We start from the raw sequence: 24,840 nt of genomic DNA, 5'->3' as shown, positions 1-24,840 counted from the left end.
GGGCGCGTTGCCCCCACCTTGCCCACACTCATTCACCCTTTGCCCACACTGCGCCGCACGGCCGCCGGAGCTGGCTGAGAACGCCTGCGGCGCAACAGCAACAGATCTTTTCTTAATCGCTGCGCGGATGCCGTCTTAACGACCGCTCCGCGGTGGCTGGGGCAGCGCCAAACCGCTGCGATGAACGTCGGCACGACAACTTAAATTCGGGGGAAAACTGTCCTGGACATGGGGTCCACTATATGTCGCGTCATACCCAAGCAAACCGCGAAGCCGAGATTCTTGCGTGTCTGCGAACTGATTTGCGAACCAAGAAGACTAAAATCAAGTATTACCTGCGGAAGTCGTCATGAGTGAACCAAGACGCGATCGTCAAGCAGCCATCGATCAATCGCTGCGATTTTCTGAAATGCGCTACCGCCGCCTGTTTGAATCGGCGCAAGACGGTATCCTGATCCTCAACGCAGAAACCTCGGAGATCGAGGATGCCAATCCCTTTCTGATTGATATCATCGGCTATTCGCACGAAGAGCTGGTGGGGAAAAGTCTGTGGGATATCGGCGCCTTCAGAGACACCAAACTCAACCAAGATGCGTTTATTGAGCTCCAGACCAACCGTTACATCCGCTACAGTGACCTGCCGTTGGAGAGGAAAGACGGGCAGCTCATTTACGTCGAGTTTATCAGCAATGTCTATGACTGCGATGGTATCGAAGTCATTCAGTGCAACATCCGTGATAATTCGAAGCGGCATTTCCTGGAAGTGGATTTGCTGGCCACCACCCGCACCCTAAAATTCTTGAGCGAGAGCAACGTCGCATTGCTGCGCTCCACGACTGAAACCATCCTGCTCAACGAATATTGCCGGATCGCGGTAGAGACCGGCGGTTATTTGATGGCCTGGGTGGGGCTCGCGGACAGTGGACCGGAGCGATGCGTCCGGCCGATCGCCCACTATGGACACAATGACGGCTATCTGGCATTAGGTCAATTCACCTCGGCGGAGACCGAACGCGGCCAAGGTCCCACGGGCCGCGCCATCCGCTCCGGGGAGGTCCAGTTCTGCGCTGATATTGCCACCGACCCGACCATGTTGCCATGGCGGGCGGCGGCCTCCCAGCGCGGCTACCAATCGAACATCGCCATACCGCTCAAACTGCCCAACGGGACAATAGCTTGCTTGAGCCTCTATAGTGCCAGCCGCGACTCCTGGTCGATTCCCGAGCGGAAGCTATTGCAGGAAGTGGCGGATGACATCAGCTTCGGCATTCGAGCCATTCGGACGGAAATCGAGAAAGTACAGTATCAGCTCAATTTGCGGGATAGCCTGGAGCAAACGATCCAGGTCATCGCCGACACCATCGACCAGCGTGACTCCTATACCGCGGGGCATCAGCGGCGGGTGGCCAATCTCAGCTCTGCCATCGCGCTGGAAATGGGGTTAGCGCCCAGCTTTATTCACGGCCTGCATCTGGCGGCGACGATTCATGACCTCGGCAAGATCGGCATCCCGCTTGAAATACTGGTGAAGCCCCGCCGTTTGAGTGAGAACGAATTTAACCTGATCAAAGAGCACGCGATGATCGGCTTCAATATTCTCAAGGCTATCAGTTTCCCATGGCCAATTGCCAAGATCATTCAGCAGCATCACGAGCGGATTGACGGATCAGGCTATCCGCTGGGACTGACGGGGGATGCCCTGTTGCTGGAATCCAAGATTCTCGCCGTCGCCGACGTGGTTGAGGCCATGGCCTCGCCGCGTCCTTATCGGGCGGCATTGGGTATTGAGGCGGCCATGAGCGAGATTGCGGCGCATCGCGGTACTACGTTCGATGCGGCGGTGGTTGATGCGTGCCTGCGCATCTTCCGCGAACAGGGATACAAGATCGAAGATACGCTTTAGCGATCCCGCGACGATCAGGCACCCCCTCAATGCACGCCCAGCTAACGGCCGAGCGTCGCAAAGGTTGCGGAGGGCGCGACCGGGTTGGCGATAAGATCGCTCGTGCCCGCCGTCAAGTCGTGGGCCCGGACTTCGTCGGAGGGGTTGGCGGTCAGCGCGAGGATGGGGAGTCCGGCCCACGGCACGTTGCGCGGGCTGTCGCTCCGGTCGACTTCACATAAATGGATTATCGGCCACGACCCTGTCAACGCAAGTTTCAGATGTCCGCTTTCACGTAAAGTACACGCACGACTACGAGCGCGTGCTGGTCACTTTGCTACGCGGACAACCGTCCGCCGGACCCCGCACCAGCGACGCTCGGCTGCGCGACTCCATCGTCGGCTCGCAAGTGCTAGCCCCCGATCCGGGCGCGAACCTCCAGCGCGACCTCCAGCGCTTTCAGCCCGATTGCACCGTCCACCAATGGCGGACGGCCGGTGCGGACCGATTGCACGAAGGCGGCCAGTTCCCGGTCCAGCGGTTTGACCGCTTCGACCTGAAGACGCTCACGCACGATCTCGGGACGGGCGGCCCCCGGTATCTCTTTGAGACCGGCGCTGTCGATGGTTTGCGCGATGAAGTCCAGCGACAGGTAGGCCCCCGGTTGGAAGACGCGGATGCGGCGGGTCTGTTTGTCCGAGACACGGCTCGCGACGACATTCGCCACGGTCCCGTTGACGAATTCGAGACGGGCGCTGGCAATGTCCACATGGGGGGTCAGCACCGCTGAACCCACCGCGGAGATGCTGCTGATCGGTTCCCCCACCAGCGCCAGGATGATGTCGATGTCGTGGATCATGAGATCCGACACCACGTCCACGTCGGTCGCGCGCTCGGTGAATCCGCCCATGCGCTGGGCTTCGATGTAGCGCGGTGCCGTAATGCGCTCGGCCAGCGCCATGACCCCGGCATTGAACCGCTCCACATGCCCGATCTGAACCAGTGCCCCATGGTCACCGGCCAATTGCACGATCGCGGCGCCGTCCGCCTGGGTCGCGGCGATGGGCTTCTCGATCAGCACCGCGATGCCGCGCCGCAAGAACGGCTCGGCGGCCGACCAATGGAGCGTGGTCGGGACCACGATACTGACCGCATCGACCCGATCGACCAGATCCGCCGCGCGGTCAAAGACGGCGCAGCCGGCCTCGGTCGCCACGGCCTGGGCGCGCTCCGGGTCCGCGTCGACCACGCCGATCAGCACGACATCGGTCATACGGGAGTAGATCAGGGCGTGAAAACGGCCCAGATAACCGACGCCGATCACGGCTAAACGGAGTTTATCCGGCATGGGGAGGAGACCTGCCGTGAGGCGATCAGCCACCGACCGCGTCGGCGCCGGGCGCCTGCTTGGCGATCGGCACCGCATCCGCGCCGTAGTAGATGTTGATCTGGTACGCGAGGGTTGCGGTCATACCGACGACCACGACGATCAGCAGGAGGGCGAACAGATCGGGTTTTCGACGGTTGCGCTTGTAAGTCATTGACGTACCGAAGAACACTGCAAGTGAAGTTCTGGGGGTGAGGGATCGAAAACCGTGCGAAACAACCATCAAATCGCGCAACGAGAGCGGCGTGAACGGACGTGACCGGTCACCGACGCCGCATTCCGGTTTGTATTATCCCGCGTTGCGGCCCGCTTGTCTGCTTCCGTTCACGCGCGCTGCACCGCGGTGCCGGCCTTGATCACGGTTCCGGCCACGGGACATCGTAGGGTGGACAAGCGTAGCGCAGTCCACCAGCGACGGCGCGGGATTCGGTGGACTGCGCTAGCGCTTGTCCACCCTGCGGCCGGAACGATGATCAAGGGCGCGGTGCCGGCGTGCTGAAATTCCGACCCGCGACGCGCATCCGATGCCGAACTTCCTGGAGTCGTGCGCGTTAAGGTACCCTTGACGGCCTGAGCGCGGTCAGTCAACCCATTGCAACGATTCAAGGAGTCCACATGAAGCATCACTCGATCAAGGTCGGTGCCCTCAGCAAGTTCCAGCCCGAGCAGTCCTCACCGGCCGACGGACGCTATGTCTTTTCCTACACCATTACCATCGAAAATCAAGGCGACGAGGCCGCGCGCCTGCTCGACCGGCATTGGGTGATCACCGATTCGAACGGCAAGGTTCAGGAAGTCCGCGGGGAGGGCGTGGTGGGAGAGCAACCCTATCTGCAACCGGGCGAGCGTTTCGAGTATACCAGCGGCACCATCCTGCCCACACCGGTCGGCAGTATGCATGGGAGCTACGGCATGGTCAGCGACGATGGCACCCGCTTCGACGCCGCGATCCCGGCGTTTTCCCTGGCATCCATGCGCAGCCTCCACTAGCCGGAACGCGACCGACAACACGCGTATGCCCACCTACGCCATCGGCGATATCCAGGGTTGCGAACTGGAACTCCACCGCCTGCTCGAACGCATCCGTTTCGATCCCGGCGCGGACCATCTCTGGTTCGCCGGCGATCTGGTCAATCGGGGGCCCGACTCCCTGGGCGTGCTGCGGCTGGTCCGCTCGCTCGACGCCTGTTCGGTCGTCGTACTCGGCAACCATGATCTGCACTTGCTCGCCCTGGCCGCCGGCAACCAGAAGCACGCCCAAAAGAGCACCCTCCAGGCGGTCCTGGAGGCCCCTGATCGCGAGGAACTCCTGGATTGGCTGCGCCGCCGCCCCCTGTTGCATCACGACAGCGCCAAGGGCTACACGTTGATCCATGCGGGGCTCCCCCCGCAATGGACCCTGCGCGACGCGCGCGCCTGCGCCGGTGAGGTGGAAACCGCCCTGCGGGGATCGGACTGGCGCGACTTCCTCTCCGCCATGTACGGCAACGAGCCGAGCCGCTGGAGCCCGGCGCTCACCGGCATCGACCGGCTGCGCTTCATCACCAACTGCCTGACCCGGCTGCGCTATTGCACCGCGGACGGCGCCCTGGCGCTCAAGGAAAAGAGCCTGCCGGCCAATTGTCCGGCAGGCTTGTTCCCCTGGTTCCAATGTCCGGGCCGACAGACCCGCACCGCGCGGATCATCTTCGGGCACTGGTCCGCGCTGGGCTACTGGGATCAGGACAACGTCTGGGGAATCGACAGCGGCTGCCTGTGGGGCGGCAGCCTGACCGCGGTGCGGGTGCGTAAATCCAAGCCCATCGAACCGCTGCATCTGCCCTGCGCGGGCTACCTGACGCCGGGCGAGGACGGCGACTGAGGCGACGCCCTATCAGGTCATCTGATACTCGGACTTGGAACCGGTCAGGTCCCAAGCAAAGGTACAATCCAGATGCGACAGCACCGCGATCATGCCGCTCTCGCCATCCTCCACCATGACGGCGATGGGTGCACGGCGGCCAAACCGCCGGTTCCCGCGCCTGACCCAGAGGTTGCGCTGTTCCGGATTACGCGGAAAATAGGTGTTCAGTGCCTCCTCGATCCGCACCAGATAGGCGATCCGACGATTCACCCGCGGGTCGTCCGGCAAGGGCTCGGCCTCGCGAAAACGCCCGACCTGACGCGCTTTCACGGTATCCGGCAGATCCAGGATCGCAACGATCGCCGGCGCGGGCAGTGCCCAGAGCGTGAGCAGGTCCATGATGCGCCGGGTCAGGGCCAGGCGTTCGTCAGCGGTTTCATCAGTCATAGCGGGCACCCTGGGCAAAACGAGGTCGTCAATTCGACCGCACGCCTGGACATGGCGACCGCGCCGCGGCGCAACAAGCCCCGTTGGTCGGGATGCCGATCCGCGGTACCGTCCCGAGCACCGACGGTTGCCCCGGTCCCCGGTGTCCGGCATACAATTGGGCGATCCAGCACGGATCGACAGCGCAGCACAGTATGACCCAGATCACCGACATCGACGCCTACATGGCCGAGGTGGGCCGGCGCGCCCGCTCGGCCGCGCGCGCGCTGGCCCGCGCCGCCACCTGCGATAAGGACGCCGCCTTGCGCGCCATCGCGCGGCGGATCGACCAAGCGCGCGACACCATCAGTGCGGCCAACCGCGCCGATCTCGAAGCCGGCGCCGCCAAGGGGCTGGATACCGCCGCGCTCGACCGACTCGAACTGACCCCCGGACGCATCGACGCCATGATCGAGGGTCTGCGCCAGATCGCCGCCCTGCCCGACCCCATCGGCGCCATCACGGACCTGAACTATCGCCCGTCCGGCATCCAGGTCGGCCGCATGCGGGTGCCGCTCGGGGTGATCGGGATCATTTACGAGTCACGCCCCAACGTGACGGCGGACGCGGCCGGACTCTGCCTGAAATCGGGCAACGCCACGGTGCTGCGCGGCGGCTCCGAGTCGCTCGCCTCCAATCAGGCGATCGCCGCCTGTATCCGCGAAGGACTGGACGCGGCCGGGCTGCCGGGCGACGGAGTGCAGGTGGTCGCCACCACGGACCGCGCCGCGGTGGGGGTCATGATCGCCATGCCGGAAGCGATCGACGTCATCATCCCGCGCGGCGGCAAGAGCCTGATCGAGCGCATCAGCCGCGAAGCGCGCGTGCCCGTGATCAAACACCTGGACGGGATTTGCCATGTCTATCTCGATGCCGCGGCCGACCCGCAGAAGGCGTTGCGCATCACCCTGAACGCCAAGACCCAGCGCTACGGCACCTGCAATACCCTGGAGACCCTGCTGGTGGATGCGGCAGTGGCGCCGTCCCTGCTGCCGCCCATCGCCGCCGCCCTGCGGGAGAAAGGCGTGGAACTGCGCGGCTGCCCGCGCACCCGTGAGATCCTGCCCGCGACCCTGGCGGCCACCGAGGAGGACTGGGCCACCGAGTACCTGGCGCCGATCCTGTCGATCCGGGTCGTGGACGGACTGGATGCGGCCATGGAGCACATCGCCCGCTACGGCTCGGCGCACACCGACGCCATCGTCACCGAGGATTACAGCCGCGCCCGCCGCTTCCTGCGCGAAGTCGACTCCAGTTCGGTCATGGTCAACGCCTCCACCCGTTTCGCCGACGGCTTCGAGTATGGCCTCGGCGCCGAGATCGGCATCAGCACCGACAAATTCCACGCCCGCGGACCGGTGGGTCTGGAGGGGCTGACCTCGCTGAAATTCGTGGTCCTGGGAAACGGCGAGGTCCGCGCCTGACGGTCACCCGACCGGAGTCCAAGGCTTTCGTCTTGGCTTCTCTGCTTGAAGCTGGGACGACGCCTAAAAAGTCCCGCCATTCCAGCCAAACAAATGCCTGGGCGGGGCCGCGAACTCGATGTACACCCGCTCGGCCGGGATACCCAGCGACTCATTGAGCAGGTCGCACAACACGCGCGAGTAGTGGGCCGTCTTGAGTTCGGGCAGGCTCAGACTTTTCAGTTCCAGATAGGCGGCGGGTGCCGCGGTGCCGGCGAAGATCAGATCGCGCCCGTCCTCCAGAATCACCATCACATAAGACTCCGGCTTGCCCAGCAGCTCAGCCACGGCGCCGGAGGCGCGTTTCAGTAAACCGGCACGGACTTCGGCCGGGACTTGGACATTGGTCAGGATGCGCAACGTGGGCATGGCGGACTGAACCTCGGCAGTCGGTAAATTCCACAATGATAGAGTGCGGGCGACGACTTGTCGTCGGGAGTAGAGCGCACTGGACTGCGCCACGCTCGTCCACCCTAGCAGCCTGTCGGACTTAAGGCGATTTCCGAATAAGACGCTCCGTAGGAGCCCGCTTGCGGGCGACGTGACCTGCCGGAATCGCGTCATTGTGCCCCCACCCGTCGCCCGCAAGCGGGCTCCTACGGGTTGGATTTTTCGCGGAAATCACCTTACGTTAGATTTTTGAGCAACAAAAAGCCTTTATATTGACTCATGCTCTTATCCTAGGGGCTAAGTCCGACAGGCTGCTAGGATGCCGCGTGGCCGGAACCATGATCAACGCCGCCTGCGGGTGACGCGACGCTGCCGTTTCTGCTAATGTTAGCGTAACCAAGCTGATTCACCGTCCCTCGCCTAAGAGTCAGGAGACCTTGCCCAAGGCCCTTACCGATCAACCAACCGGAGTCCGGAACGCCGCATTGCCGGTCCGTTCGACCGGAATCCGTGTCCGGCTCCCACGCGTCTGCCACCGTGCGGTTCGCCAGAGGCATGCGCTTTAGTCCCGCCATCGCGTCAGCTTCCGGGTGTCGTTGCGACGGCACCGCACGGCGATGATCGGCATCCTCGGCGGCACCTTCGACCCGATCCATTTGGGGCATCTGCGCCCGGCGCTGGATTGCCTCGAGTCCTTACGGCTCGACCAGGTCCGCTTCATCCCGCTCAACGTGGCGGTCCACCGCCCCCAACCCGAGGCCCCGGCGACACTGCGGCTGGCGATGCTGGAGGCGGCCATTGCCGGTCAGCCCGAGTTCGTGGCGGACACCCGTGAACTGGAGCGGCCGGGGGGGTCCTTCTCGTACGACACAATTCAATCCTTGCGGGCCGAACTGGGCATGCAAGTACCAATCTGCCTGCTGGTCGGAGGCGACGCCTTCCGCGGATTCCTGGACTGGTACCGGCCACGCGAGATCCTGGAACTGGCCCATCTGGTCGTGATGCATCGGCCTGGGGTCGGCCGCATATTGGAACCGGGGTTGCGTGCGCTCTATGCGGAACACGGCTGCGCCGGCCCGCACGCACTGCGCAACCGACCAGCGGGCGGCATCCTGTTCCATGAAGTAACCCAGGTCGATATCGCGTCGACCCGGATACGTGCACTGATGCGTCAAGGCTTGAGCCCCCGGTATCTGGTTCCGGACCCGGTGTTTGACATCCTGCGGGAGGCCGGGCTTTACCGACCAGCCGCCGGCATCAAGGCTGAACACTGATCGCTATCGATCACTGTCTTTCGGGTTCGCCGTGGATGGCGGACCCCGGCGCCGACCCCCGAGTCAGCGCGCCGCGCCGGGCGAAGACGTTTGCACCGTCTGCGTCGGCACCCCGCAAGGACGTTTTGACTCTCTAGAAACGGTGCACCCGCACCCCTTGAATCCGAAGCAGAGGAGATCGCATGCAGCTCGAAAAACTCAGGCAACTGGTAGTGGATACCCTGGACGACATGAAGGCCAAAGATGTCCAGGTGATGGATGTGCGCGGCAAAACGGCCATCACGGACTACATGATCGTGGCCTCGGGGACCTCCGACCGGCACGTCAAGGCCATCGCCGAGACCGTCGCCTACCGCTCCAAGGAAGCCGGAGAGGCGCCCCTGGGTACCGAAGGGCTGAACGAGGGTGAGTGGGCACTGGTCGACCTCAATGGCGTGGTCGTCCATGTGATGCTCCCGAAGGTGCGCGACTTCTACAACCTGGAACGTCTGTGGTCCGCCCCCGCGCTGGTTCCCGAAGCCGCCGCCGCGACCTCCTGAGTTGCCGCCCCTGCTGTGCGTGATTGCCGCCGTCGCCGCTAACGGCGTCATCGGCCGCGGCAACGCCCTGCCCTGGCGCCTGCCGGCGGATCTGGGCCATTTCCGGCGCCTGACGCTCGACAAGACCATCGTCATGGGTCGGCGCACCTGGGAGTCCCTGCCGGGACCCTTGCCGCGACGACGGCACCTGGTCCTGACCCATGATCCCGCGTTCCAGGCCGCGGGTTGCACCGCGGTCGGGTCACTGGATGCGGCCATCGCCGCGGCGGCGGAAGAAGCGCAACTCATGATCGTCGGCGGGGCCAGCCTCTATGCGCAGGCGTTACCGCGAGCGGACCGGCTCTATCTCACCCAGGTGCACGCGGTGATCGACGGCGATACCTGGTTTCCGCCCTGGGAGACGGACGCCTGGCGGGAGATCAGCCGCATCCAATACCCGGCCGATGCGCGCAACCCTATCCCCATGACCTTTTTGGAACTGCACCGCGGGCGGGCGTGATCCGAACGGTTCCTTACTGCTCAGGGTAGTCGATCGGGTAGCCGTGCCTGGCCCAGGCGATAATGCCGCCGCGCAGGTTGATCACCCGATCCCAGCCCTGCTGCATCATGTAGGCACAGGCCTGGTAGGACCGTGCGCCACTGCGGCAGTAGATGATTACATCCTGATCCTGCGGCAGTTCGTTCAGCCGCAGGGGCAGCAGGTGCATCGGCAGCAACTGCGCCTGCGGAATCACCCCTTGGGCGACTTCAGCCGGAGTGCGGATGTCGAGTAACACAATGCCCTCCCCGGCGGCGATCCGCTGTTGCAGCGACTCTGAATCGATCTCGTTGACCACGCGCTCCACCTATGCGAATGCTAAGTATTTAAGTATATTACGGTCTTTAGACTGATAACTCAACGGCCGACCTGGTGCCCGAAGTCCATGACCCTTGAATTCCTTCCAGTCTTTCTCTCCGTTGCGGACCGACCCTGCCTGGTGGTGGGCGGCGGCGCGACCGCGCAGCGCAAACTGACGAGTCTGCTGCGCGCCGGCGCGGCCGTGACCCTGGTCTCTCCCCAACTCACCGAGACCCTGACCCGTCAGGCCCAGGCGGGGGAATTCAGGCACCAGCCCCGTCCCTTCGAGCCCACCGATGTCCGCGGCATGAAACTGGTCATTGCCGCCACCGACGACGCGACGGTGAACCGGCAGATCGCCACGCTCGCCAAGGCGCAGGACATTCCGGTGAACGTCGTCGATGACCCGGACGCCTGCACCTTCCTGCTGCCGTCCATCATCGACCGGGCGCCGGTGATCGTCGCCGTCTCCAGCGGCAAGACCTCCCCGGTGCTGGCGCGACTGCTGCGCACCCGGCTGGAAGCGCTGATCCCCGCCGGCTATGGCCGGCTGGCCGACCTGTGCGGCCGCTACCGCACGCGGGTCAAGGACCGTTTCAGCGACCAGCGCGACCGTCGCCATTTCTGGGATCGGGTGCTGGAGGGCGCCGTCGCCGAACGCATCTTCGCCGGTCAGGTCGAAGAAGCCGAGGCGGCGATCGAGCGCGAACTGGCTCCCGGCGCACTCGATCACGACCTGGGTGAGGTCTATCTGGTGGGCGCCGGCCCCGGCGACCCCGACCTCCTGACCTTCCGTGCCCTGCGGCTCATGCAGCAGGCGGACGTGGTGGTCTACGACCGGTTGGTCGCCGAACCCATCCTCGCCATGACGCGGCGTGACGCACGGCGGATCTATGTGGGCAAGGAGCGCAACAATCACGTGATGCGCCAGGAAGAGATCAACCGGATGCTCGCCGATCTGGCGCGCGACGGGCACCGGGTGCTGCGGCTCAAGGGCGGCGACCCCTTCATCTTCGGCCGCGGCGGCGAGGAGATCGACACCCTGGCCGCCGAGGGGATTCCGTTCCAGGTCATCCCCGGCATCACCGCCGCCTCGGGCTGCGCCGCCTATGCCGGTATCCCCCTGACGCACCGCGATTATGCCCAGTCGGTGACCTTCGTCACCGGGCACCTCAAGGACGGCAGCATCAACCTCAACTGGACCCAGCTCGCGCAGCCAGGCCAAACGATTGTGTTTTATATGGGCCTGGTCGGACTGCCGATCATCGTCCGGGAGTTGATCGCGCATGGCGTCGCCCCGGCGATGCCGGTGGCCCTGGTGCAGCAGGGCACCACCCACATGCAGCGCGTCTACACCGGCACCCTGTCCGACATTCTCGGCGTCGTGGAGGCGGACCCGCCCAAACCACCGACCCTGATCATCGTCGGCGAGGTCGTCAAACTGCGCGACAAGCTCTCCTGGTTCCGCACCTTCGAGGACCCGCGCCAGGGCGCCACGACGCCGATCCTGGCCGAGCACTGATCCATGTGCCTCGCCATCCCCTATGGTCGGAAAGACGGCGGCGGCGGGACGCGCCTCGGGCGCGCGCTGCGGGCGCGCCCGGCGCTGGCGCCCGCCGGTGCCGGGGTGCTGATCCTGATGCTCGCCGCCCTGGTGCCGCTCCTGGGCGGTGCGCACACCTGGCCCTGGTCGCTGCTGCTCCTGATCCAGGGCCTGGCGACCCTGGCACTGGCCGCCCTGGCGGACCGGCTGCCGGAGCACTGCCGGATGTCGGCGCCGGGCTACCCGCGACAGACCCTGCTGGCGATCACACTCGGGCTCGGCGGCGGTTTCATCGGATTCGCTCTGCTCGGCGATGCCGAAGCCGGCTGGCGCGTGCTCGCCGGGTTGTCACTCCTGGGGCTTGGCTGGCCGCTGGCCGCGGCGCCGTTGCGCCGCCAGGCCGCCTGGTGCCGGGTGACGCCGTCCGCGCTGCTGCGGCACCTGTCGGCGACGCTGAACGGCAGCCTGACTGCCCTCATCTTGCTGGCTTTCGGGGCCTGGACCGGGTTGACCTGGATCAGCCTGACCGGGGCCACGCTGGGTATGGTCGGTGTCTTGCTGCTCGTCGGCGCGCTCCCCAGGGACGCTCATCATGCATGAACTCTCCATCTGCCAGGCCCTGCTCGATCAGGTCGAGGGGATCGCCCGCAACCACGGCGCCACGCGGGTGGAGCGCATCCTGCTCAAGGTCGGTCCGCTCTCCGGGGTCGAGCCGGTGCTGATCCAGCATGCCTACACCCTGGCCGCGGCGGGCACGATCGCCGAAACCGCCGAACTGGTGATCGAGACCGCCGAGGTGCGTGTGCACTGCACGGTCTGCGGCGTCGAATCGCCGGCCGCCCCCAATCGCTTGCTCTGTGCCGCCTGCGGCAGTTTTCAGACCCGGCTGGTGAGCGGCGATGAGCTGCTGCTGGCGCAACTGGAGATGACCATCCCGGACAGGACGGAGCCGGCCTCCTGACGCCTGCGGCGGCGCGAATGGGTTAGACTCGCAGCCTCAGGTCCGCCGTTTCGCTCCGGCCAACCACCGACGAGGAGGATAACAATATGTGTGACACTTGCGGCTGTAACATCACCCCCGGCAACGCGCACCTGGTGCGCGCCGACGGCAAACTCGGGCGCACCGAGGACGGCCGGGCGGCGGTCACTGTCCTCACCGGACTGCTCGCCGAAAACGACCATCAGGCGGCCCATAACCGGGAACATTTCGATCACCACGGGGTGCTGGCACTGAACCTGATGTCCTCTCCGGGGGCCGGCAAGACCAGCCTGCTCGAGGCGACCATCGACGCCCTGGGCAGCCAATTGCGCATCGCGGTGATCGAGGGCGATCTGGAGACCGAGAACGATGCCGTGCGCATCCGCGCCAAGGGCGTTCCGGCGATTCAGATCGCCACCGGCAGCGCCTGTCATCTGGATGCGCACATGGTCCACGATGCACTTCACCATCTGGACCTGAGCGGCATCGACATCCTGTTCATCGAGAACGTCGGTAACCTGGTGTGCCCGGCCAGCTTCGACCTGGGCCAGCACCGCAACGTCACCCTGCTTTCGGTTCCCGAGGGCGACGATAAGCCGGCCAAGTATCCGGTCATGTTCCGTGCGGCGGATCTGGTGCTCTGCACCAAAGCGGACCTGCTGAGCGTGCTGCCCGAGTTCGTCCCCGATCGCGCCGAGCACTATCTGCGGGACCTGGCCACCGCGGCGCCCTTCGCGGTCGTCTCCACCCGCGGTGCCGGTCAACTGGAACCCTGGCTGCACTGGCTGCAAGACGAACTGACCGCCCAGCGGGCCCGTCTGGAACAAGGCCGCACCCTGCGCCCCGCCATTGCGCCGGACGGGTCGCGACTGCACGCCGCGGCCGGAACGGCCACCGAGTCGGTCAGCGGTCATGGACACACGCATCATCACCATGATCATGTCCGTGATCATGCTCACCACGGGCACGCACACCAGCATGGGCACGATGGCCTCGATCAAGATTCCGGCCACTTGGGCTCGCCGGGTGCGTAGTCAGGCCATCCTGGCCTGACCGTCAGGGCTGGAAGCCCTGACTACGCACGCCGCTGGCCGGCATTGAGTCGGATCGCCGTTGACCCACTGCACGCTTGAGTGTTAGAAACGCGTGGATGTCGGCCGCTCGTCAATAAAGCAATAACCCTGGAGGAAGCCCGCCGTGACCCTAGCCTTCGCTAAGATGCCGTTTGCCAAGACATTCGGCGCACTCTCGCTCGCTGCCCTGGTCGGCTCCAGTCTCTATACGCCAATCGCGCAGGGATTCGACTTCGGGAATATGATGAACCCCGGGCGCTGGATGGGGGGTAACCGCGATCGTTACGACGATTACTACGACGGCCCCTGGGGCGGCCCTTACGGCGGCTATGGCGGGGGTCCCTGGAGCGCACCCTTCGGGGCACCGGGTTATGGCTATCCGGGTTACGGCTACGGCGCACCGGGTTACTTAGGGGCACCGGCGCTGACACCACCGGCCGCGGGACCGAGCGCGCCGGCCGTGGACAATTCGGCGAGTCAGCATGAAATCGATGCACTCAAGCGCCGCATCGAGGAACTGGAGACTGCCCAGCGACCGGCCAAACCGCCGGCCTCGGCACCCACCACGGAATGGCCCTCGGCCCCCGCGTTCCGGCCGATGAATCAATACTGAACCGAGCCTCCCGACAACCCGCGTCGATCGCGAGGGCGCGGGTTGCCCCGACCGCCCCCGCCCACCAGTGCAACTGAAAGGTCACCACTCATGCAGAGCCTCGCGCGGCGGCTGATCCTCTTGATCATGGTTCTGATCCCGACCCTGGCCGCGGCCGGACCCGGCTATGCCGTCTACCCGAGCCAGGCCGGATTCGACGATGTGCTCGATGCGCTCAAGCTGGCTATCGAGGAGCGGGGCATGTCCATCAACAATGTCATGCACCTGTCCGAGATGCTGGAGCGCACCGGCAAAGACCTGGGTCAGGAACAACCCATCTACCAGCGCGCCGAGTCGGTCGAGTTTTGCAGCGCCGTCCTGTCGCGCGAAATGACCAGTGAAGACCCCGCACGCCTGGTCAACTGCCCCTTCATCATCGGCCTCTACACTCTGCCCGGCGCATCGGGAACGACCTATGTGGTGCACCGCGAAATACCCCAGGACCAGGTCGCGGGCAGCCCGGTCATGGCCCGGGTCGCGACCATGTTGAAAGAGATTGCCGGGGCGGCGGCGAGTTGGTAGTCACTCCGACCCACATCACGAGGAATTCCCAACCATGGATCTTTTGCTCGATACCGATTGCGTCATCGCCGCCTGTGTCCCGGAGGCCGCGCCAAGTCCCGACGCAGCGGCAGCGATCACCCGTTGTCTGGATGAGGACGGTACCGTCTGGCTCTATGCCGGCGCGGCCCAGAGCTACGAGGATGGAGTCCTGCGCGCCTTGCAGGACACGGCCGAGCACCGTGTCGCTGAAGCGCAAACGCGGCTTGCCAGGCAACGGCTCGAGTGCTTCACCCAGGACAAGCAATGGCTCGCCGCCCTGGGCGGGGATTTCGCGCGCTTCGACGCGCCCGATCCGGCCCGTGAGCGTTTGTTGAACGCCTTGGATCGCCTGCCCCGCGGCGCGGTCAAGATTCTGACGCGCGATGAAATTTTCGTGGCCGCTCATGCGGAACAGGCGATCAGTCCCGCCGGCTATCTGGCGCTCCCGCCGGCCGTGCGGCGGATCGACTTCATTGATCTGCCCGCTCAGCAAGCAGCCATTCGCCCCCAATTGGAGGCGCAGATCCACCGGGTGCTGCATCACGGCCGCTATATCCTGGGGCCGGAGATGGAGGAATTGGAACAGCGGCTGCAAGCCTACACCGGCGCCGCGCACTGCATCAGTGTCGCCTCCGGAACCGAGGCGCTCCTGATCAGCCTGATGGCCTTGGGCGTCGGCCCCGGTGACGAGGTCATCACGACGCCCTTCACCTTCGTGGCGACCGCGGAAGTCATCTGTCTGGTAGGCGCGCGGCCGGTCTTTGTCGATGTCGAACCGGACACCTGCAACATCAACGTCGATAAGCTCGAGGCCGCGATCAATTCGACCACCAAGGCGATCATTCCGGTCGCGCTCTACGGCCAGCCGGCGGATATGGACGCCATCAACACCATCGCCGCGGCCTACGGACTGCCGGTCATCGAGGACGCGGCCCAGAGCTTCGGCGCCAGCTACCGGGGAGTCAAAAGCGGCAATCTCTCGACCATCGGCTGCACCAGTTTCTTTCCGTCCAAGCCGCTGGGCTGTTACGGCGACGGCGGCGCCATCTTCACCAATGACGGGGAGCTGGCCCAGACCATGCGCGAATTGCGCGTGCATGGCCAAGCGCGGCGCTATGTCCACACCCGCGTCGGAGTCGGCGGACGCATGGATACCCTACAATGCGCGGTGCTCCTGGCGAAACTCGACCGCTTCGACTGGGAGATCGAGCGGCGCATCGCGATCGGCCGACGCTATTCGGAATTGTTCGCTGCCGCCCCGCACATCACCACCCCCGTCATTCGCCCGGACCGCACCTGTGTCTTTGCTCAATACACCCTGCAGGTCCCCAACCGGGACGGCGTGGTCGATGCGCTCCAGTCACGCGGCATTCCGAGCGCGGTGCACTACCCGATCCCGCTCAATGTCCAGCCCGCTTACCAGCATCTCTGTTGCCCGGACTGCACGCCGGTTGCGGCCCGACTCGCCGCCAGGGTCATCAGCCTGCCGATGCATGCGGACCTGAGCGAGTCCGCGCAGGACCTTATCGCGGAGGCGGTGATCGCCTGCGTGCGGGAGTGATGCCGTGACATCAAGCCCTGTGGGAGCGGCGTCCCGCCGCGACAGGTCGGGCGCGAAGCCGCAGTGTTAAAGGTCACCGCGGCACCGCATCGCGGCGGGACGCCGCTCCCACGGGGGACATGCATAGCCGTTTACTGAGCGTCGACGAAGGCCCGATAGGTCCGCTCCAGTCCCTCTTTCAATGCGACGCGCGGCTGCCAACCGAGTGCACTGAGCCGCTCGGTATTCAGGAGTTTACGCGGTGCCCCGTCGGGCTTCGCGGGATCATAGCGAATCCGCCCGGTGAAGCCGACCGTGGCACAGATCAGCGCGACCAGCTCAGCGATGGTCAAATCCTCGCCCGCGCCGACGTTGATATGCGACAGCATCGGCTCCGTATGGGTCGCATAAGTCGCCTGATCCAAGTCCATGACGTGCAAGCAGGCGGCGGCCATATCCTCGACATAGAGGAACTCGCGCCGCACCGTCCCGGTCCCCCAGATCACCAGTTCATCCAGTCCGCCGCTCTTGGCCTCGTGGGCACGACGCAGCAGCGCGGGGATGACATGGCTGTTGAGTGGGTGATAATTGTCGCCCGGACCATAGAGATTGGTCGGCATGACACTGCGATAATCCGTTCCGTATTGCCGGTTATAGGACTCACAGAGCTTGATACCGGCGATCTTGGCAACGGCATAGGGTTCATTGGTAGGCTCCAGTACCCCGGTCAGCAGCGCCCCCTCGGGGATCGGCTGCGGCGCCAGCCGCGGGTAGATGCAGCTCGACCCCAGAAACAACAGGCGCTGCACCCCGGCGCGCCAGGCCTCGTGAATGACATTGGCCTCGATCATCAGGTTCTGATAGATGAACTCGGCCGGAAAGCTGTCATTGGCGTGAATCCCGCCGACCTTCGCCGCCGCCAGATAGACCGCGGCTGGCCGCTCCGCCTGAAAGAACGCGCGCACCTGAGCCTGATCCGTCAGATCCAACTCGGCATGGGTCCTGGTGATCAGGTTGTGATAACCGCGTCGGCGCAATTCCTGCACCAGGGCGGCGCCGACCATGCCGCGATGTCCGGCTACATAGATCGCCTGTCCGGTCTCCATGCTCGACCTCATTCGTGATGGTTGAAGGTACTGTAACCGTGTTGCGTCACCAATTCATCGCGTTGCGCCTGCTTGAGATCCTCCCGGACCATCTCGGATACCAGTTCCTGGAAGCTGGTGGCGGGCGCCCAGCCGAGCCGCTCGTGTGCCTTGCGCGGATCGCCGAGCAGGGTTTCCACTTCAGTGGGCCGAAAATATCGGGGATCGACGGCGACAATACAGCGTCCGGCGGCGTCATACCCCTTCTCATCGACACCCTCGCCTTCCCAGCGGATCGCGATCTTCAATTCCTTTGCGGCGGCGGCCACGAAGTCGCGCACGCTGTATTGCACACCGGTGGCGATGACGAAATCTTCCGGCTGCTCCTGCTGAAGCATCAGCCACTGCATTTCGACATAGTCCCGCGCATGGCCCCAATCGCGCTTGGCGCTCAGATTGCCGAGATAGAGGCAGTCCTGTAAGCCAAGGGTGATGCGCGCCAGGGCACGGGTGATCTTGCGGGTCACGAAGGTCTCGCCGCGCACCGGGCTCTCGTGATTGAAGAGAATCCCGTTGCAGGCATAGATGCCATAGGCTTCGCGGTAGTTCACCGTGATCCAGTAGGCGTAGAGCTTGGCGACCGCATAGGGGCTGCGCGGATAAAAGGGCGTGGTCTCGCGCTGCGGAGTCTCCTGCACCAGACCGAAGAGCTCGGAGGTACTCGCCTGATAGAAACGCGTCTTGCGCTCCAATCCGAGGATACGAATCGCTTCCAGAATGCGCAGTGCGCCGAGTCCATCGGAGTTGGCGGTATATTCCGGCTCCTCGAACGACACCGCGACATGACTCTGAGCCGCAAGATTGTAGATCTCGTCCGGCTGCACCAGTTGGATGACCCGGATCAGGCTCATCGAGTCGGTCAGATCCCCATGATGGAGAATAAAGCGGCGATCACTCTCATGGGGGTCCTGATAGAGATGATCGATGCGATCGGTATTGAACAGCGAGGACCGCCGTTTGATGCCGTGCACGACATAGCCTTTGTTCAGCAGGAATTCCGCCAGATAGGCGCCGTCCTGTCCGGTTACACCGGTAATTAAAGCCGTTTTCATACGCTTATTTCACTCCTGTTCATTTGCTGTAAACGAAATCTTTCTGGATTCCAGCAGTTCGCGATACACCGCAAGGGTCGCCGCATGGATGCGGACTGAGTCGAAACGCGCCTCGGCGATCATCCGCGAACGCGCGCCGAACCGCCGCCGCAAATCCGTGTCGCCGATGAGGCGTTCGAGCGCGTGCGCCAAGGCCAGCGGGTCATGGACCGGGACCAGCAGTCCGTTGCCCTCGACCTCCACGGCCTCCCGACAGCCGGTCGCATCCGTGGTGACCAACGGCAGCCCCGCGGCCGCGGCCTCGATCAGAAACTTGGGCAGACCCTCGCGATAATAGGACGGCAAACAGGCGATGTGCGCCTGCGCCAGCACCCCGGGCATGTCGGCGCTATGACCCCACCACTCGATACAGCCCTCCTGATGCCAGTCGCGCAGTTGCTCCTCCGCCACCGAGGTCGGATTGCCGGGGTCGGGTTTGCCCACCAGCACGCACCGCGCCGGGCTGCCCCGCGCCTTGAGCAGGCGGGCGGCGCTGACGAAATCTCCCACGCCCTTGTCCCACAGCAGCCGCGAGGCCAGCATCACCACCACCGCCCCCGGCGGGTCCGAGCGCGGAACGAAGCGCGTCACATCCACCCCGGAGCCGGGGATCAGCACCGGCTCCACTCCCGTGAGCCGCAGGACCTGCTGTTGATCGTCCGGGTTCTGCACCAGGACCCGCACGTTCGGCGCGGCGAGCAGGGCGCGATAGGCGCCGCCCACCAATCCGCGCAGCAGGCGGGCCCGCGGGCCGTCGGAGGAGAACAGATAGCCCATCCCCGCCACCCCGTTGACCACCGTCGGCACCCCCGCGAGACGGGCCGCCAAGGTGCCGTAAAGCACCGGTTTCTGCGCGATATTGTGCAACAGGACGGGCTTCAGGTCCTTGAGGATGCGCGTCACCCGCGCAATGCTGCGCAGTTCGTGCCACGGATGCATCCCCTTGCGTGAGACCTCCAGGGGGATCAGGTCGAGCCCGGCCGCGCGGATGCGCTCGCCGTGGGCCTCCACCCCGGTGATGACCGTGACCGCGAAACCGGCAGCGCGTACGGCCTGAGCCAGCGCGAGATAGTGATGGCAGAAATACCAGTCCACGGTTACGAAGAAGGCGACCCGCCGGGTGCCGAGCGCCGTCATGGCCGGCGACTCGCGGACGGCGCGGCCCCGGCCGCATCCAGCCACGCCTGGAACATCAGCAAATCCCACAGGTAATAGGACCAGTTGCGCCGCCCCGCCAGGTGCTCCTCCCACTTGGCGCGAATGGGATCGGGCCTCAGGATGCCGTCGGCCAGCAGCCGATCGCGCGCCAGCAGGGCCTCCGCCCAGTCACGCAGCGGCCCGCGCAGCCAATGCTCGATCGGCACCCCGAACCCCATCTTGGGCCGATCCATGAGGGCACGCGGCACATGCCGCTCGACAATGTGCCGCAGCGGGAGCTTGCCGAGGCGTCCGCGCACTTTCCAGCGCAACGGCAGCGACCAGGCGAACTCGTAGACCCGATGATCCAGCAGCGGCACCCGCGCCTCCAGGCCGACCCCCATGCTGGCCCGGTCGACCTTGACCAGGATGTCATCCGGCAGATAAAGACAACTGTCCATGAACATCATCGACTCGGTGATCGATCCGGTGCGCGGGCGCCGCGCCGGGTCGGTGAGCACGCTCGCCGGTTCTTGGGCACCGATCACCAGCGCGGCCGGGTCGTTCCAGTGCGAGACCATGCGCAGATAGAGCGCCTCGGGCGAGTCGCCGGTCAGGACATCGATCGCCTTATGCAGTCGGTCCCCGGGGTTGGCGATGGCGAGTGGTCCGGGCAGCAGCCGGCCGAGGGGTCGCAGCAGCCGGTCCCAGGTGCCGGGGGCGATGGCGGTGACCGCACCGGCCAGCGCCCGGCGCAGCCCCAGCGGCACCCAGCCGATGCGCCGCCAGGTCTCGCGCGTCCAGAGATACCGGGAATAGCCGCCGAACAGCTCGTCTCCGCCGTCTCCGGACAGGCATACGGTCACATCGCGCCGGGCCATCCGGCTCACCAGCAGAGTCGGGATCTGGGACGAGTCCCCGAAGGGTTCGTCCCAGAGCCGCGGCAGGTCGACGATGGTCTCGATGCCGTGCTGAGCGGTGACGTACAGCTCGGTATGATCGGTCCCCAGATGCGCGGCGACCTGCCGGGCATAGGGTGCCTCGTCGAATCCCGTCTCGTGAAATCCGATGGAGAAGGTGCGCACCGGCTTGGCCGACTGGGCCTGCATCAGGGCCACCACCGCGGTGGAGTCGATGCCGCCGGAAAGGAAGGCGCCGAGCGGGACATCGGCCTGCATCCGCAACCCCACGGCGTCGCTCAGCAGCGACTCCAGCGCGTCCAGGGCCTGCGCCCGCGATCCGTCAAAGGGCGCGGCCAGACCGCGCTCGACGGCCTCGCGCGCAGTCCAATAGGCGCGGATGACCGGGGTCTGCTGACCCTGATCGAGGGCGGCCGAGGTCCCGGGTTCGAGCTTGCGAATCCCCTGGTAGATGGAATGCGGCGCCGGGACATAGCTCAGGCGCAGATAGGCCGCCAGCGCATCCCGATCGAGCGTGCCCTGCCAGTGCGGATGGGCGGTCAGCGCCTTGAGCTCGGAGCCGAACAGAAAGCGCCCGCGGTTCCAGCCATAGTAGAGCGGCTTCTCTCCCAGGCGGTCGCGCGCCAGGGTGAGCCGACGCTCCTGTCGATCCCACAGGGCGAAGGCGAACATACCGTTGAGCTGCGGCAGCGTCGCCGCCACCCCGCGCCGGCTGATCCAGGCGAGCAGCACCTCGGTGTCCGAGTGCCCGCGCCAGGGCAGGGTCTCGCCAAGGTCGCGGCGCAGGGCCAGGTAGTTATAGATTTCACCATTGAAGGCGAGCACATACCGGCCGCAATGGGAGACCATCGGCTGATGCCCCAGGGGCGAGAGGTCGAGGATCGACAACCGCCGATGCCCCAGCGCGACCCCCGCCGCGGGGTCCAGCCACAGGCCCTGATCATCCGGTCCGCGATGCACCAGGGTGTCGTTCATCCGCCCGACGGCATGACGCAGGTCGGACTCGGTGGGGGCATCGGGCTCGATCAGGCCGCACAGACCGCACATTAGCGATTCCCTCGGTTCAATGACAAATAGAGATTCGTGTAGCGCGCGGCGATCAGCGGTAAGGCGTAGTGCGCTGCGATGCGGGCGCGGGCGGCGCGGCCGCGGTCGGCCAGCGCGTCCGGACCCTCGGCGAGCAGGCATTCGATGGCCGCGGCCAGGGCCGGCGGGTCGCGCGGCGGCACCGTGAGTCCGGTCTCGCCGACGATCAGGGCGGAGTCGCCCACGTCGGTGACCACACAGGGCACGGCACAGGCCATGGCCTCGCCGATCACGTTCGGAAAGCCTTCCCCATAGGCCGAGGCGCTGACCAGCAGATCCAGGGCGGCAAAGACGCGCGGCGTGTCGGCGCGCGGACCGAGCAGGCTGACCGCGTCACCCAGGCGTGCGTCCGCCATCCAGCCCATCAGTTGCGGGTTGGCCGTGTCCATGCCCGGACCGCACAGCAGGAACCGACACTCGGGTCGCGCGGCCCGGACCAGCGCCGCCGCCCGCAGAAAAGTCGGCAAATCTTTCTGCGGATCGAATCGGGCCACGAGCCCGACCAGCGGGATCCCGGCCGGTATCCCCAAGGCATCGCGCAGCGCAACGCGGGCCTGCGCATCCGGCCGGAAACGCTCCAGTTCAAATCCGTTCGGGATCACGGACAGGATGCCGCGCCGATAACCCAAGGCCAGATGGACCTCCCGCGCGCGTTCCGAGCAACAGAGGATGCGGTCCGGCGCCAGACGGGAGAGCCCGGCATTGAGCCGGGCCACGATCCGGGTGGCGCGGCGGGTCTGACGCGGGTCCAGATCGCTCTGGCGGATATTCCAGACCAACCGCGGACGCCCGGACCCCGCCCGCACCAGCGGCAACACCAGCCCGCCGAGCAAATCCGCATGGTACATCCAGGTCTGAATCAGATCGGGCCGAAAGGCGCGCAGCAGACGCACCAGACGCAGGACCGCCCCGGCCGTCGGGAAACCGCGGCGCAAATCGAGCGTTTCCACCCGGACACCCAGCGCGCCGATCCGCGGCCCCATGGGTCCGGGAGGGATCAGTGAGATCACCAGCGGTTCGAACACCGTCCGGTCCATGGTACTCAGCAGCTTGAACAGCATCATCTCGGCGCCGCCCAGTTCCAGGCCGGTGATGACATGGGCGATCTTCATCCTGCTGTCCCGGCTGACACGAGGCAGCAATTCCAAATTTGGGCGGAATCGCGCGGCCCTTGGTGGATGCGGCGCGTGCGACCGACGTGCCGAATCCCTGACACCGAGCAGCGCGCCTTATCCACCCTACAGCGGAGCCGGTTTCGTAGGGTGGATAAGCGCAGCGCATCCACCATCAGCCTCGCTGCCGGCATGCTGCTGGTGGGCGGCCAGCCAAATTTGGAACTGCTGGGCGCAATGAGGCCCAAAGTGATGTGGTCGCTGACGCGCGTTGGATGGGCAGAGCGAGAGCGATTGTGAAAGTGTTCGCTGCGAACCCGAAAACATCGCAATGCCGTAGGTTGGGGTGAGGAACGAACCCCAACATTTCAGCTTGCCCAATCCCGGGCGCGATGCCCATCCGGCCACCGCGACGCTTGAGGATAGGCATTGCGCTCGCTCCACCCATCCGACCTAACGACTTGACCCACACAAACCACATCATGTCCGATCACACCCCGGCGCAAGTGCGCCGCATCCCAGCACCTCCAGATACCGGCGGGTCACGGGTTCAAGTCCGTAATCCGCCGCGCGCGCCTTGAGGCGTTCCGGTTCCGGCGGTTGCTCCAGGGTCAGCGCCATCGCCGCGGCCAGCGCCTCGACCGCGCCCACCGGAACCAGCGGGCCGAAGCGCCCGTCCGCCAGGACCTCGCGTGGTCCGCTCGGGCAGTCCGTGCTGACCACCGGAGTCCCGCAGGCCATGGCCTGAATCAGCACCCCCGGCAACCCCTCCCAGGCCGATGACAGCACGAACAGGCTGGCGCGGCTCATATAGGCAAAGGGATTGTCCCTGAATCCGGGCAGGGCGACCCGGTCAGCGAGCCCCAGTTGCTGAATCAGCGACTCCAGTGCCGTGCGCTCCGGCCCCTCACCAAGGATGATCAGACGCAGATCCCGCCCGGCACTCAAGGCCGCGAAAGCGCGGATCAGCGTCGGATAATCTTTCTGCGGGGCCAACCGCCCGGCGGCCAGGATCACCGGCACTGTGCCCGGTTGCAGCCAGGGATGATCGGCCGGCGCGGCGGCAAGCGCTGCCAGTTCGGGCGTCACCACCGGATTGGGAATGACCAGGATGCGCGCACGACCCGCGCCGAGCAGCCGGTCGAGGTCATCGGCCACCCCTTGCGACACGGCGATGACCGCGTCCGCGCGCGGATAAAACGCGCGCGCCAGCCGCGGCATCCAACGCCCGGCCAGGAACGGCGAATGCGCGGCCTCCTGCGACAGATTGCTGCGCACGCTGACACAGACACGCGTCGGCACCCGTGCCAAGGCGCGCGCCCACAGAGCGACCATGTTGGCATGATCCATCGCGGCCAGCAGAGCCCGCGGCCGGCGCCGGCGCAAATAGCGCACCAGCCCCGGCAAAGCACCCAGCACCCGCGCTGCGCCAAGGTCGACAAGCGTGCAGCCCGGCGGCACCAGCGCTAGGTAAGGCCCATCGGCTTTACCAACCACGAGATCCACCGCGACCCCGGCAGCCACCGCCCCCTGGGCGAGGTTCAGCATCATGCGTTCCGCACCACCGCCGGCCAGCGAGGGTAGAAAAATAGCGAGCGGTGTACCGTACATCAATCACCCTGAGGCAGCGCTGATCCGATCGATTCTCCGACAGAAATCGCCTCAGGATCGCGATCGAGCCGATCGGCCGCATCAGGCGTGTTCCGGACGGGCGGAGTTTAACATCCTCGGGATGGGCGGGGCGCCGTTGGGCGTTGGGCGGGCATGTCACTTTGGAACTGCTGCGAGCGCACCTTGGCCATGGTTCCGGCAAACCGAGGCTCTGGCCGGAACGATAATCGATGCGCGACTGAACGACGCCAGGCCAAGCGCGGCCCCCTGTCGATGTCTCCTAAACACCCTGATAAACCCTCGGGA

Annotated in this window: 25 protein-coding genes; 14 read left to right on the top strand and 11 right to left on the bottom strand. The window is 65.4% G+C overall.

Annotated elements, in window-relative coordinates:
* The first annotated feature begins 349 nt into the window (after window positions 1-349).
* Window positions 350-1,903: an HD domain-containing phosphohydrolase gene (locus A39O_RS0110490; RefSeq protein ID WP_040527637.1), complete on the top strand. Its 1,554-nt coding sequence runs from the start codon at window positions 350-352 to the stop codon at window positions 1,901-1,903.
* A gap of 391 nt (window positions 1,904-2,294) precedes the next feature.
* Here the strand turns inward: A39O_RS0110490 and A39O_RS0110480 are convergent, their stop codons facing one another.
* Together A39O_RS0110480 and A39O_RS41720 are read right to left on the bottom strand one after the other, a co-directional pair.
* Window positions 2,295-3,230 carry a Gfo/Idh/MocA family protein gene (locus tag A39O_RS0110480; RefSeq protein ID WP_020504612.1) on the bottom strand — a complete coding sequence of 312 codons (936 nt, stop codon included), beginning with the start codon at window positions 3,228-3,230 and terminating at the stop codon, window positions 2,295-2,297.
* A gap of 25 nt (window positions 3,231-3,255) precedes the next feature.
* On the bottom strand, window positions 3,256-3,423 hold the full coding sequence (locus A39O_RS41720; protein WP_020504611.1) for a hypothetical protein: 168 nt from the start codon (window positions 3,421-3,423) through the stop codon (window positions 3,256-3,258).
* Between the two features lie 461 nt (window positions 3,424-3,884).
* Here A39O_RS41720 and apaG point away from each other — a divergent pair, with 461 nt between their 5' ends.
* Both apaG and A39O_RS0110465 read left to right on the top strand, forming a co-directional pair.
* The gene (gene apaG, locus A39O_RS0110470; protein WP_020504610.1) at window positions 3,885-4,259 is read left to right on the top strand and encodes a Co2+/Mg2+ efflux protein ApaG; all 375 of its coding nucleotides are present in this window, start codon (window positions 3,885-3,887) and stop codon (window positions 4,257-4,259) included.
* 25 nt (window positions 4,260-4,284) lie between these two features.
* Entirely contained in the window at window positions 4,285-5,130 is an 846-nt protein-coding gene (locus tag A39O_RS0110465; RefSeq protein ID WP_020504609.1) for a symmetrical bis(5'-nucleosyl)-tetraphosphatase, read from the top strand.
* A gap of 12 nt (window positions 5,131-5,142) precedes the next feature.
* Here A39O_RS0110465 and A39O_RS0110460 read toward each other — a convergent pair whose 3' ends face one another.
* On the bottom strand, window positions 5,143-5,559 hold the full coding sequence (locus A39O_RS0110460; protein ID WP_020504608.1) for a hypothetical protein: 417 nt from the start codon (window positions 5,557-5,559) through the stop codon (window positions 5,143-5,145).
* 194 nt (window positions 5,560-5,753) lie between these two features.
* On the opposite strand from A39O_RS0110460, the gene A39O_RS0110455 reads away from it, so the two are divergent.
* Window positions 5,754-7,022, top strand: a complete 1,269-nt coding sequence (locus A39O_RS0110455) for a glutamate-5-semialdehyde dehydrogenase (protein WP_020504607.1) — start codon at window positions 5,754-5,756, stop codon at window positions 7,020-7,022.
* A 63-nt stretch (window positions 7,023-7,085) separates the two neighbouring features.
* Here A39O_RS0110455 and A39O_RS0110450 read toward each other — a convergent pair whose 3' ends face one another.
* Window positions 7,086-7,430 carry a phenylpyruvate tautomerase MIF-related protein gene (locus tag A39O_RS0110450; protein ID WP_020504606.1) on the bottom strand — a complete coding sequence of 115 codons (345 nt, stop codon included), beginning with the start codon at window positions 7,428-7,430 and terminating at the stop codon, window positions 7,086-7,088.
* A 638-nt stretch (window positions 7,431-8,068) separates the two neighbouring features.
* On the opposite strand from A39O_RS0110450, the gene nadD reads away from it, so the two are divergent.
* From nadD to A39O_RS0110435, 3 genes are all read left to right on the top strand, one after another.
* Window positions 8,069-8,725: a nicotinate-nucleotide adenylyltransferase gene (gene nadD / locus A39O_RS0110445; protein ID WP_020504605.1), complete on the top strand. Its 657-nt coding sequence runs from the start codon at window positions 8,069-8,071 to the stop codon at window positions 8,723-8,725.
* Between the two features lie 182 nt (window positions 8,726-8,907).
* Window positions 8,908-9,264, top strand: a complete 357-nt coding sequence (rsfS, locus tag A39O_RS0110440) for a ribosome silencing factor (protein WP_020504604.1) — start codon at window positions 8,908-8,910, stop codon at window positions 9,262-9,264.
* 1 nt (window position 9,265) lies between these two features.
* Window positions 9,266-9,763 carry a dihydrofolate reductase gene (locus A39O_RS0110435; protein WP_020504603.1) on the top strand — a complete coding sequence of 166 codons (498 nt, stop codon included), beginning with the start codon at window positions 9,266-9,268 and terminating at the stop codon, window positions 9,761-9,763.
* Between the two features lie 13 nt (window positions 9,764-9,776).
* On the opposite strand, the gene A39O_RS0110430 is transcribed toward A39O_RS0110435, so the two are convergent.
* Complete coding sequence (locus tag A39O_RS0110430; protein ID WP_040527681.1) at window positions 9,777-10,100, bottom strand: rhodanese-like domain-containing protein; 324 nt, start codon at window positions 10,098-10,100, stop codon at window positions 9,777-9,779.
* 87 nt (window positions 10,101-10,187) lie between these two features.
* On the opposite strand from A39O_RS0110430, the gene cysG reads away from it, so the two are divergent.
* The 7 genes from cysG to A39O_RS0110395 all read left to right on the top strand — a co-directional run bounded on the left by cysG (window position 10,188) and on the right by A39O_RS0110395 (window position 16,453).
* Window positions 10,188-11,624 carry a siroheme synthase CysG gene (gene cysG / locus A39O_RS0110425; protein WP_020504601.1) on the top strand — a complete coding sequence of 479 codons (1,437 nt, stop codon included), beginning with the start codon at window positions 10,188-10,190 and terminating at the stop codon, window positions 11,622-11,624.
* A gap of 3 nt (window positions 11,625-11,627) precedes the next feature.
* A complete protein-coding gene (locus tag A39O_RS0110420) occupies window positions 11,628-12,245 on the top strand; it encodes a hypothetical protein (protein ID WP_020504600.1) in 618 nt (205 codons plus the stop codon).
* Window positions 12,238-12,606, top strand: a complete 369-nt coding sequence (locus tag A39O_RS0110415) for a hydrogenase maturation nickel metallochaperone HypA/HybF (protein WP_020504599.1) — start codon at window positions 12,238-12,240, stop codon at window positions 12,604-12,606. The genes A39O_RS0110420 and A39O_RS0110415 overlap by 8 nt, the downstream gene beginning before the upstream one ends.
* Before the next feature lie 86 nt (window positions 12,607-12,692).
* Window positions 12,693-13,658, top strand: a complete 966-nt coding sequence (gene hypB, locus A39O_RS0110410) for a hydrogenase nickel incorporation protein HypB (protein WP_020504598.1) — start codon at window positions 12,693-12,695, stop codon at window positions 13,656-13,658.
* 163 nt (window positions 13,659-13,821) lie between these two features.
* Window positions 13,822-14,310, top strand: a complete 489-nt coding sequence (locus A39O_RS0110405) for a hypothetical protein (protein ID WP_245561863.1) — start codon at window positions 13,822-13,824, stop codon at window positions 14,308-14,310.
* 90 nt (window positions 14,311-14,400) lie between these two features.
* Window positions 14,401-14,871, top strand: a complete 471-nt coding sequence (locus A39O_RS0110400) for a hypothetical protein (protein WP_020504596.1) — start codon at window positions 14,401-14,403, stop codon at window positions 14,869-14,871.
* A 34-nt stretch (window positions 14,872-14,905) separates the two neighbouring features.
* On the top strand, window positions 14,906-16,453 hold the full coding sequence (locus tag A39O_RS0110395) for a DegT/DnrJ/EryC1/StrS family aminotransferase (protein WP_020504595.1): 1,548 nt from the start codon (window positions 14,906-14,908) through the stop codon (window positions 16,451-16,453).
* Between the two features lie 131 nt (window positions 16,454-16,584).
* Here A39O_RS0110395 and fcl read toward each other — a convergent pair whose 3' ends face one another.
* The 6 genes from fcl to A39O_RS0110360 form a co-directional block, all read right to left on the bottom strand.
* On the bottom strand, window positions 16,585-17,538 hold the full coding sequence (gene fcl, locus A39O_RS0110390; RefSeq protein ID WP_020504594.1) for a GDP-L-fucose synthase: 954 nt from the start codon (window positions 17,536-17,538) through the stop codon (window positions 16,585-16,587).
* Between the two features lie 8 nt (window positions 17,539-17,546).
* Window positions 17,547-18,629, bottom strand: coding sequence for a GDP-mannose 4,6-dehydratase (gene gmd, locus A39O_RS0110385; protein ID WP_020504593.1), 1,083 nt, complete (start codon window positions 18,627-18,629; stop codon window positions 17,547-17,549).
* Window positions 18,630-18,638: 9 nt separating this feature from the next.
* Complete coding sequence (locus A39O_RS0110380) at window positions 18,639-19,805, bottom strand: glycosyltransferase family 4 protein (protein WP_157639946.1); 1,167 nt, start codon at window positions 19,803-19,805, stop codon at window positions 18,639-18,641.
* Window positions 19,802-21,772: an asparagine synthase (glutamine-hydrolyzing) gene (gene asnB, locus A39O_RS0110375; protein WP_020504591.1), complete on the bottom strand. Its 1,971-nt coding sequence runs from the start codon at window positions 21,770-21,772 to the stop codon at window positions 19,802-19,804. The genes A39O_RS0110380 and asnB overlap by 4 nt, the downstream gene beginning before the upstream one ends.
* A complete protein-coding gene (locus A39O_RS32995) occupies window positions 21,772-22,923 on the bottom strand; it encodes a glycosyltransferase (protein WP_020504590.1) in 1,152 nt (383 codons plus the stop codon). Before A39O_RS32995 ends, asnB begins: the two co-directional genes overlap by 1 nt.
* Before the next feature lie 480 nt (window positions 22,924-23,403).
* A complete protein-coding gene (locus tag A39O_RS0110360; RefSeq protein WP_020504588.1) occupies window positions 23,404-24,534 on the bottom strand; it encodes a glycosyltransferase in 1,131 nt (376 codons plus the stop codon).
* Between the last annotated feature and the right edge of the window lie 306 nt (window positions 24,535-24,840).

The sequence above is a fragment of the Lamprocystis purpurea DSM 4197 genome (assembly GCF_000379525.1).
GTDB classification, from domain to species: domain Bacteria; phylum Pseudomonadota; class Gammaproteobacteria; order Chromatiales; family Chromatiaceae; genus Thiodictyon; species Thiodictyon purpureum.
This window is presented reverse-complemented; position numbering and strand designations above follow the sequence as displayed.

Excerpts from the sequence above, each read along its gene's own strand:
- A39O_RS0110490 (WP_040527637.1), top strand. The coding sequence starts at position 350 with ATGAGTGAACCAAGACGCGATCGTCAAGCAGCCATCGATCAATCGCTG.
- A39O_RS0110480 (WP_020504612.1), bottom strand. The coding sequence starts at position 3,230 with ATGCCGGATAAACTCCGTTTAGCCGTGATCGGCGTCGGTTATCTGGGC.
- A39O_RS41720 (WP_020504611.1), bottom strand. The coding sequence starts at position 3,423 with ATGACTTACAAGCGCAACCGTCGAAAACCCGATCTGTTCGCCCTCCTG.
- apaG (WP_020504610.1), top strand. The coding sequence starts at position 3,885 with ATGAAGCATCACTCGATCAAGGTCGGTGCCCTCAGCAAGTTCCAGCCC.
- A39O_RS0110465 (WP_020504609.1), top strand. The coding sequence starts at position 4,285 with ATGCCCACCTACGCCATCGGCGATATCCAGGGTTGCGAACTGGAACTC.
- A39O_RS0110460 (WP_020504608.1), bottom strand. The coding sequence starts at position 5,559 with ATGACTGATGAAACCGCTGACGAACGCCTGGCCCTGACCCGGCGCATC.
- A39O_RS0110455 (WP_020504607.1), top strand. The coding sequence starts at position 5,754 with ATGACCCAGATCACCGACATCGACGCCTACATGGCCGAGGTGGGCCGG.
- A39O_RS0110450 (WP_020504606.1), bottom strand. The coding sequence starts at position 7,430 with ATGCCCACGTTGCGCATCCTGACCAATGTCCAAGTCCCGGCCGAAGTC.
- nadD (WP_020504605.1), top strand. The coding sequence starts at position 8,069 with ATGATCGGCATCCTCGGCGGCACCTTCGACCCGATCCATTTGGGGCAT.
- rsfS (WP_020504604.1), top strand. The coding sequence starts at position 8,908 with ATGCAGCTCGAAAAACTCAGGCAACTGGTAGTGGATACCCTGGACGAC.
- cysG (WP_020504601.1), top strand. The coding sequence starts at position 10,188 with ATGACCCTTGAATTCCTTCCAGTCTTTCTCTCCGTTGCGGACCGACCC.
- A39O_RS0110420 (WP_020504600.1), top strand. The coding sequence starts at position 11,628 with ATGTGCCTCGCCATCCCCTATGGTCGGAAAGACGGCGGCGGCGGGACG.
- A39O_RS0110415 (WP_020504599.1), top strand. The coding sequence starts at position 12,238 with ATGCATGAACTCTCCATCTGCCAGGCCCTGCTCGATCAGGTCGAGGGG.
- hypB (WP_020504598.1), top strand. The coding sequence starts at position 12,693 with ATGTGTGACACTTGCGGCTGTAACATCACCCCCGGCAACGCGCACCTG.
- A39O_RS0110400 (WP_020504596.1), top strand. The coding sequence starts at position 14,401 with ATGCAGAGCCTCGCGCGGCGGCTGATCCTCTTGATCATGGTTCTGATC.
- A39O_RS0110395 (WP_020504595.1), top strand. The coding sequence starts at position 14,906 with ATGGATCTTTTGCTCGATACCGATTGCGTCATCGCCGCCTGTGTCCCG.
- fcl (WP_020504594.1), bottom strand. The coding sequence starts at position 17,538 with ATGGAGACCGGACAGGCGATCTATGTAGCCGGACATCGCGGCATGGTC.
- gmd (WP_020504593.1), bottom strand. The coding sequence starts at position 18,629 with ATGAAAACGGCTTTAATTACCGGTGTAACCGGACAGGACGGCGCCTAT.
- A39O_RS0110380 (WP_157639946.1), bottom strand. The coding sequence starts at position 19,805 with ATGACGGCGCTCGGCACCCGGCGGGTCGCCTTCTTCGTAACCGTGGAC.
- asnB (WP_020504591.1), bottom strand. The coding sequence starts at position 21,772 with ATGTGCGGTCTGTGCGGCCTGATCGAGCCCGATGCCCCCACCGAGTCC.
- A39O_RS32995 (WP_020504590.1), bottom strand. The coding sequence starts at position 22,923 with ATGAAGATCGCCCATGTCATCACCGGCCTGGAACTGGGCGGCGCCGAG.
- A39O_RS0110360 (WP_020504588.1), bottom strand. The coding sequence starts at position 24,534 with ATGTACGGTACACCGCTCGCTATTTTTCTACCCTCGCTGGCCGGCGGT.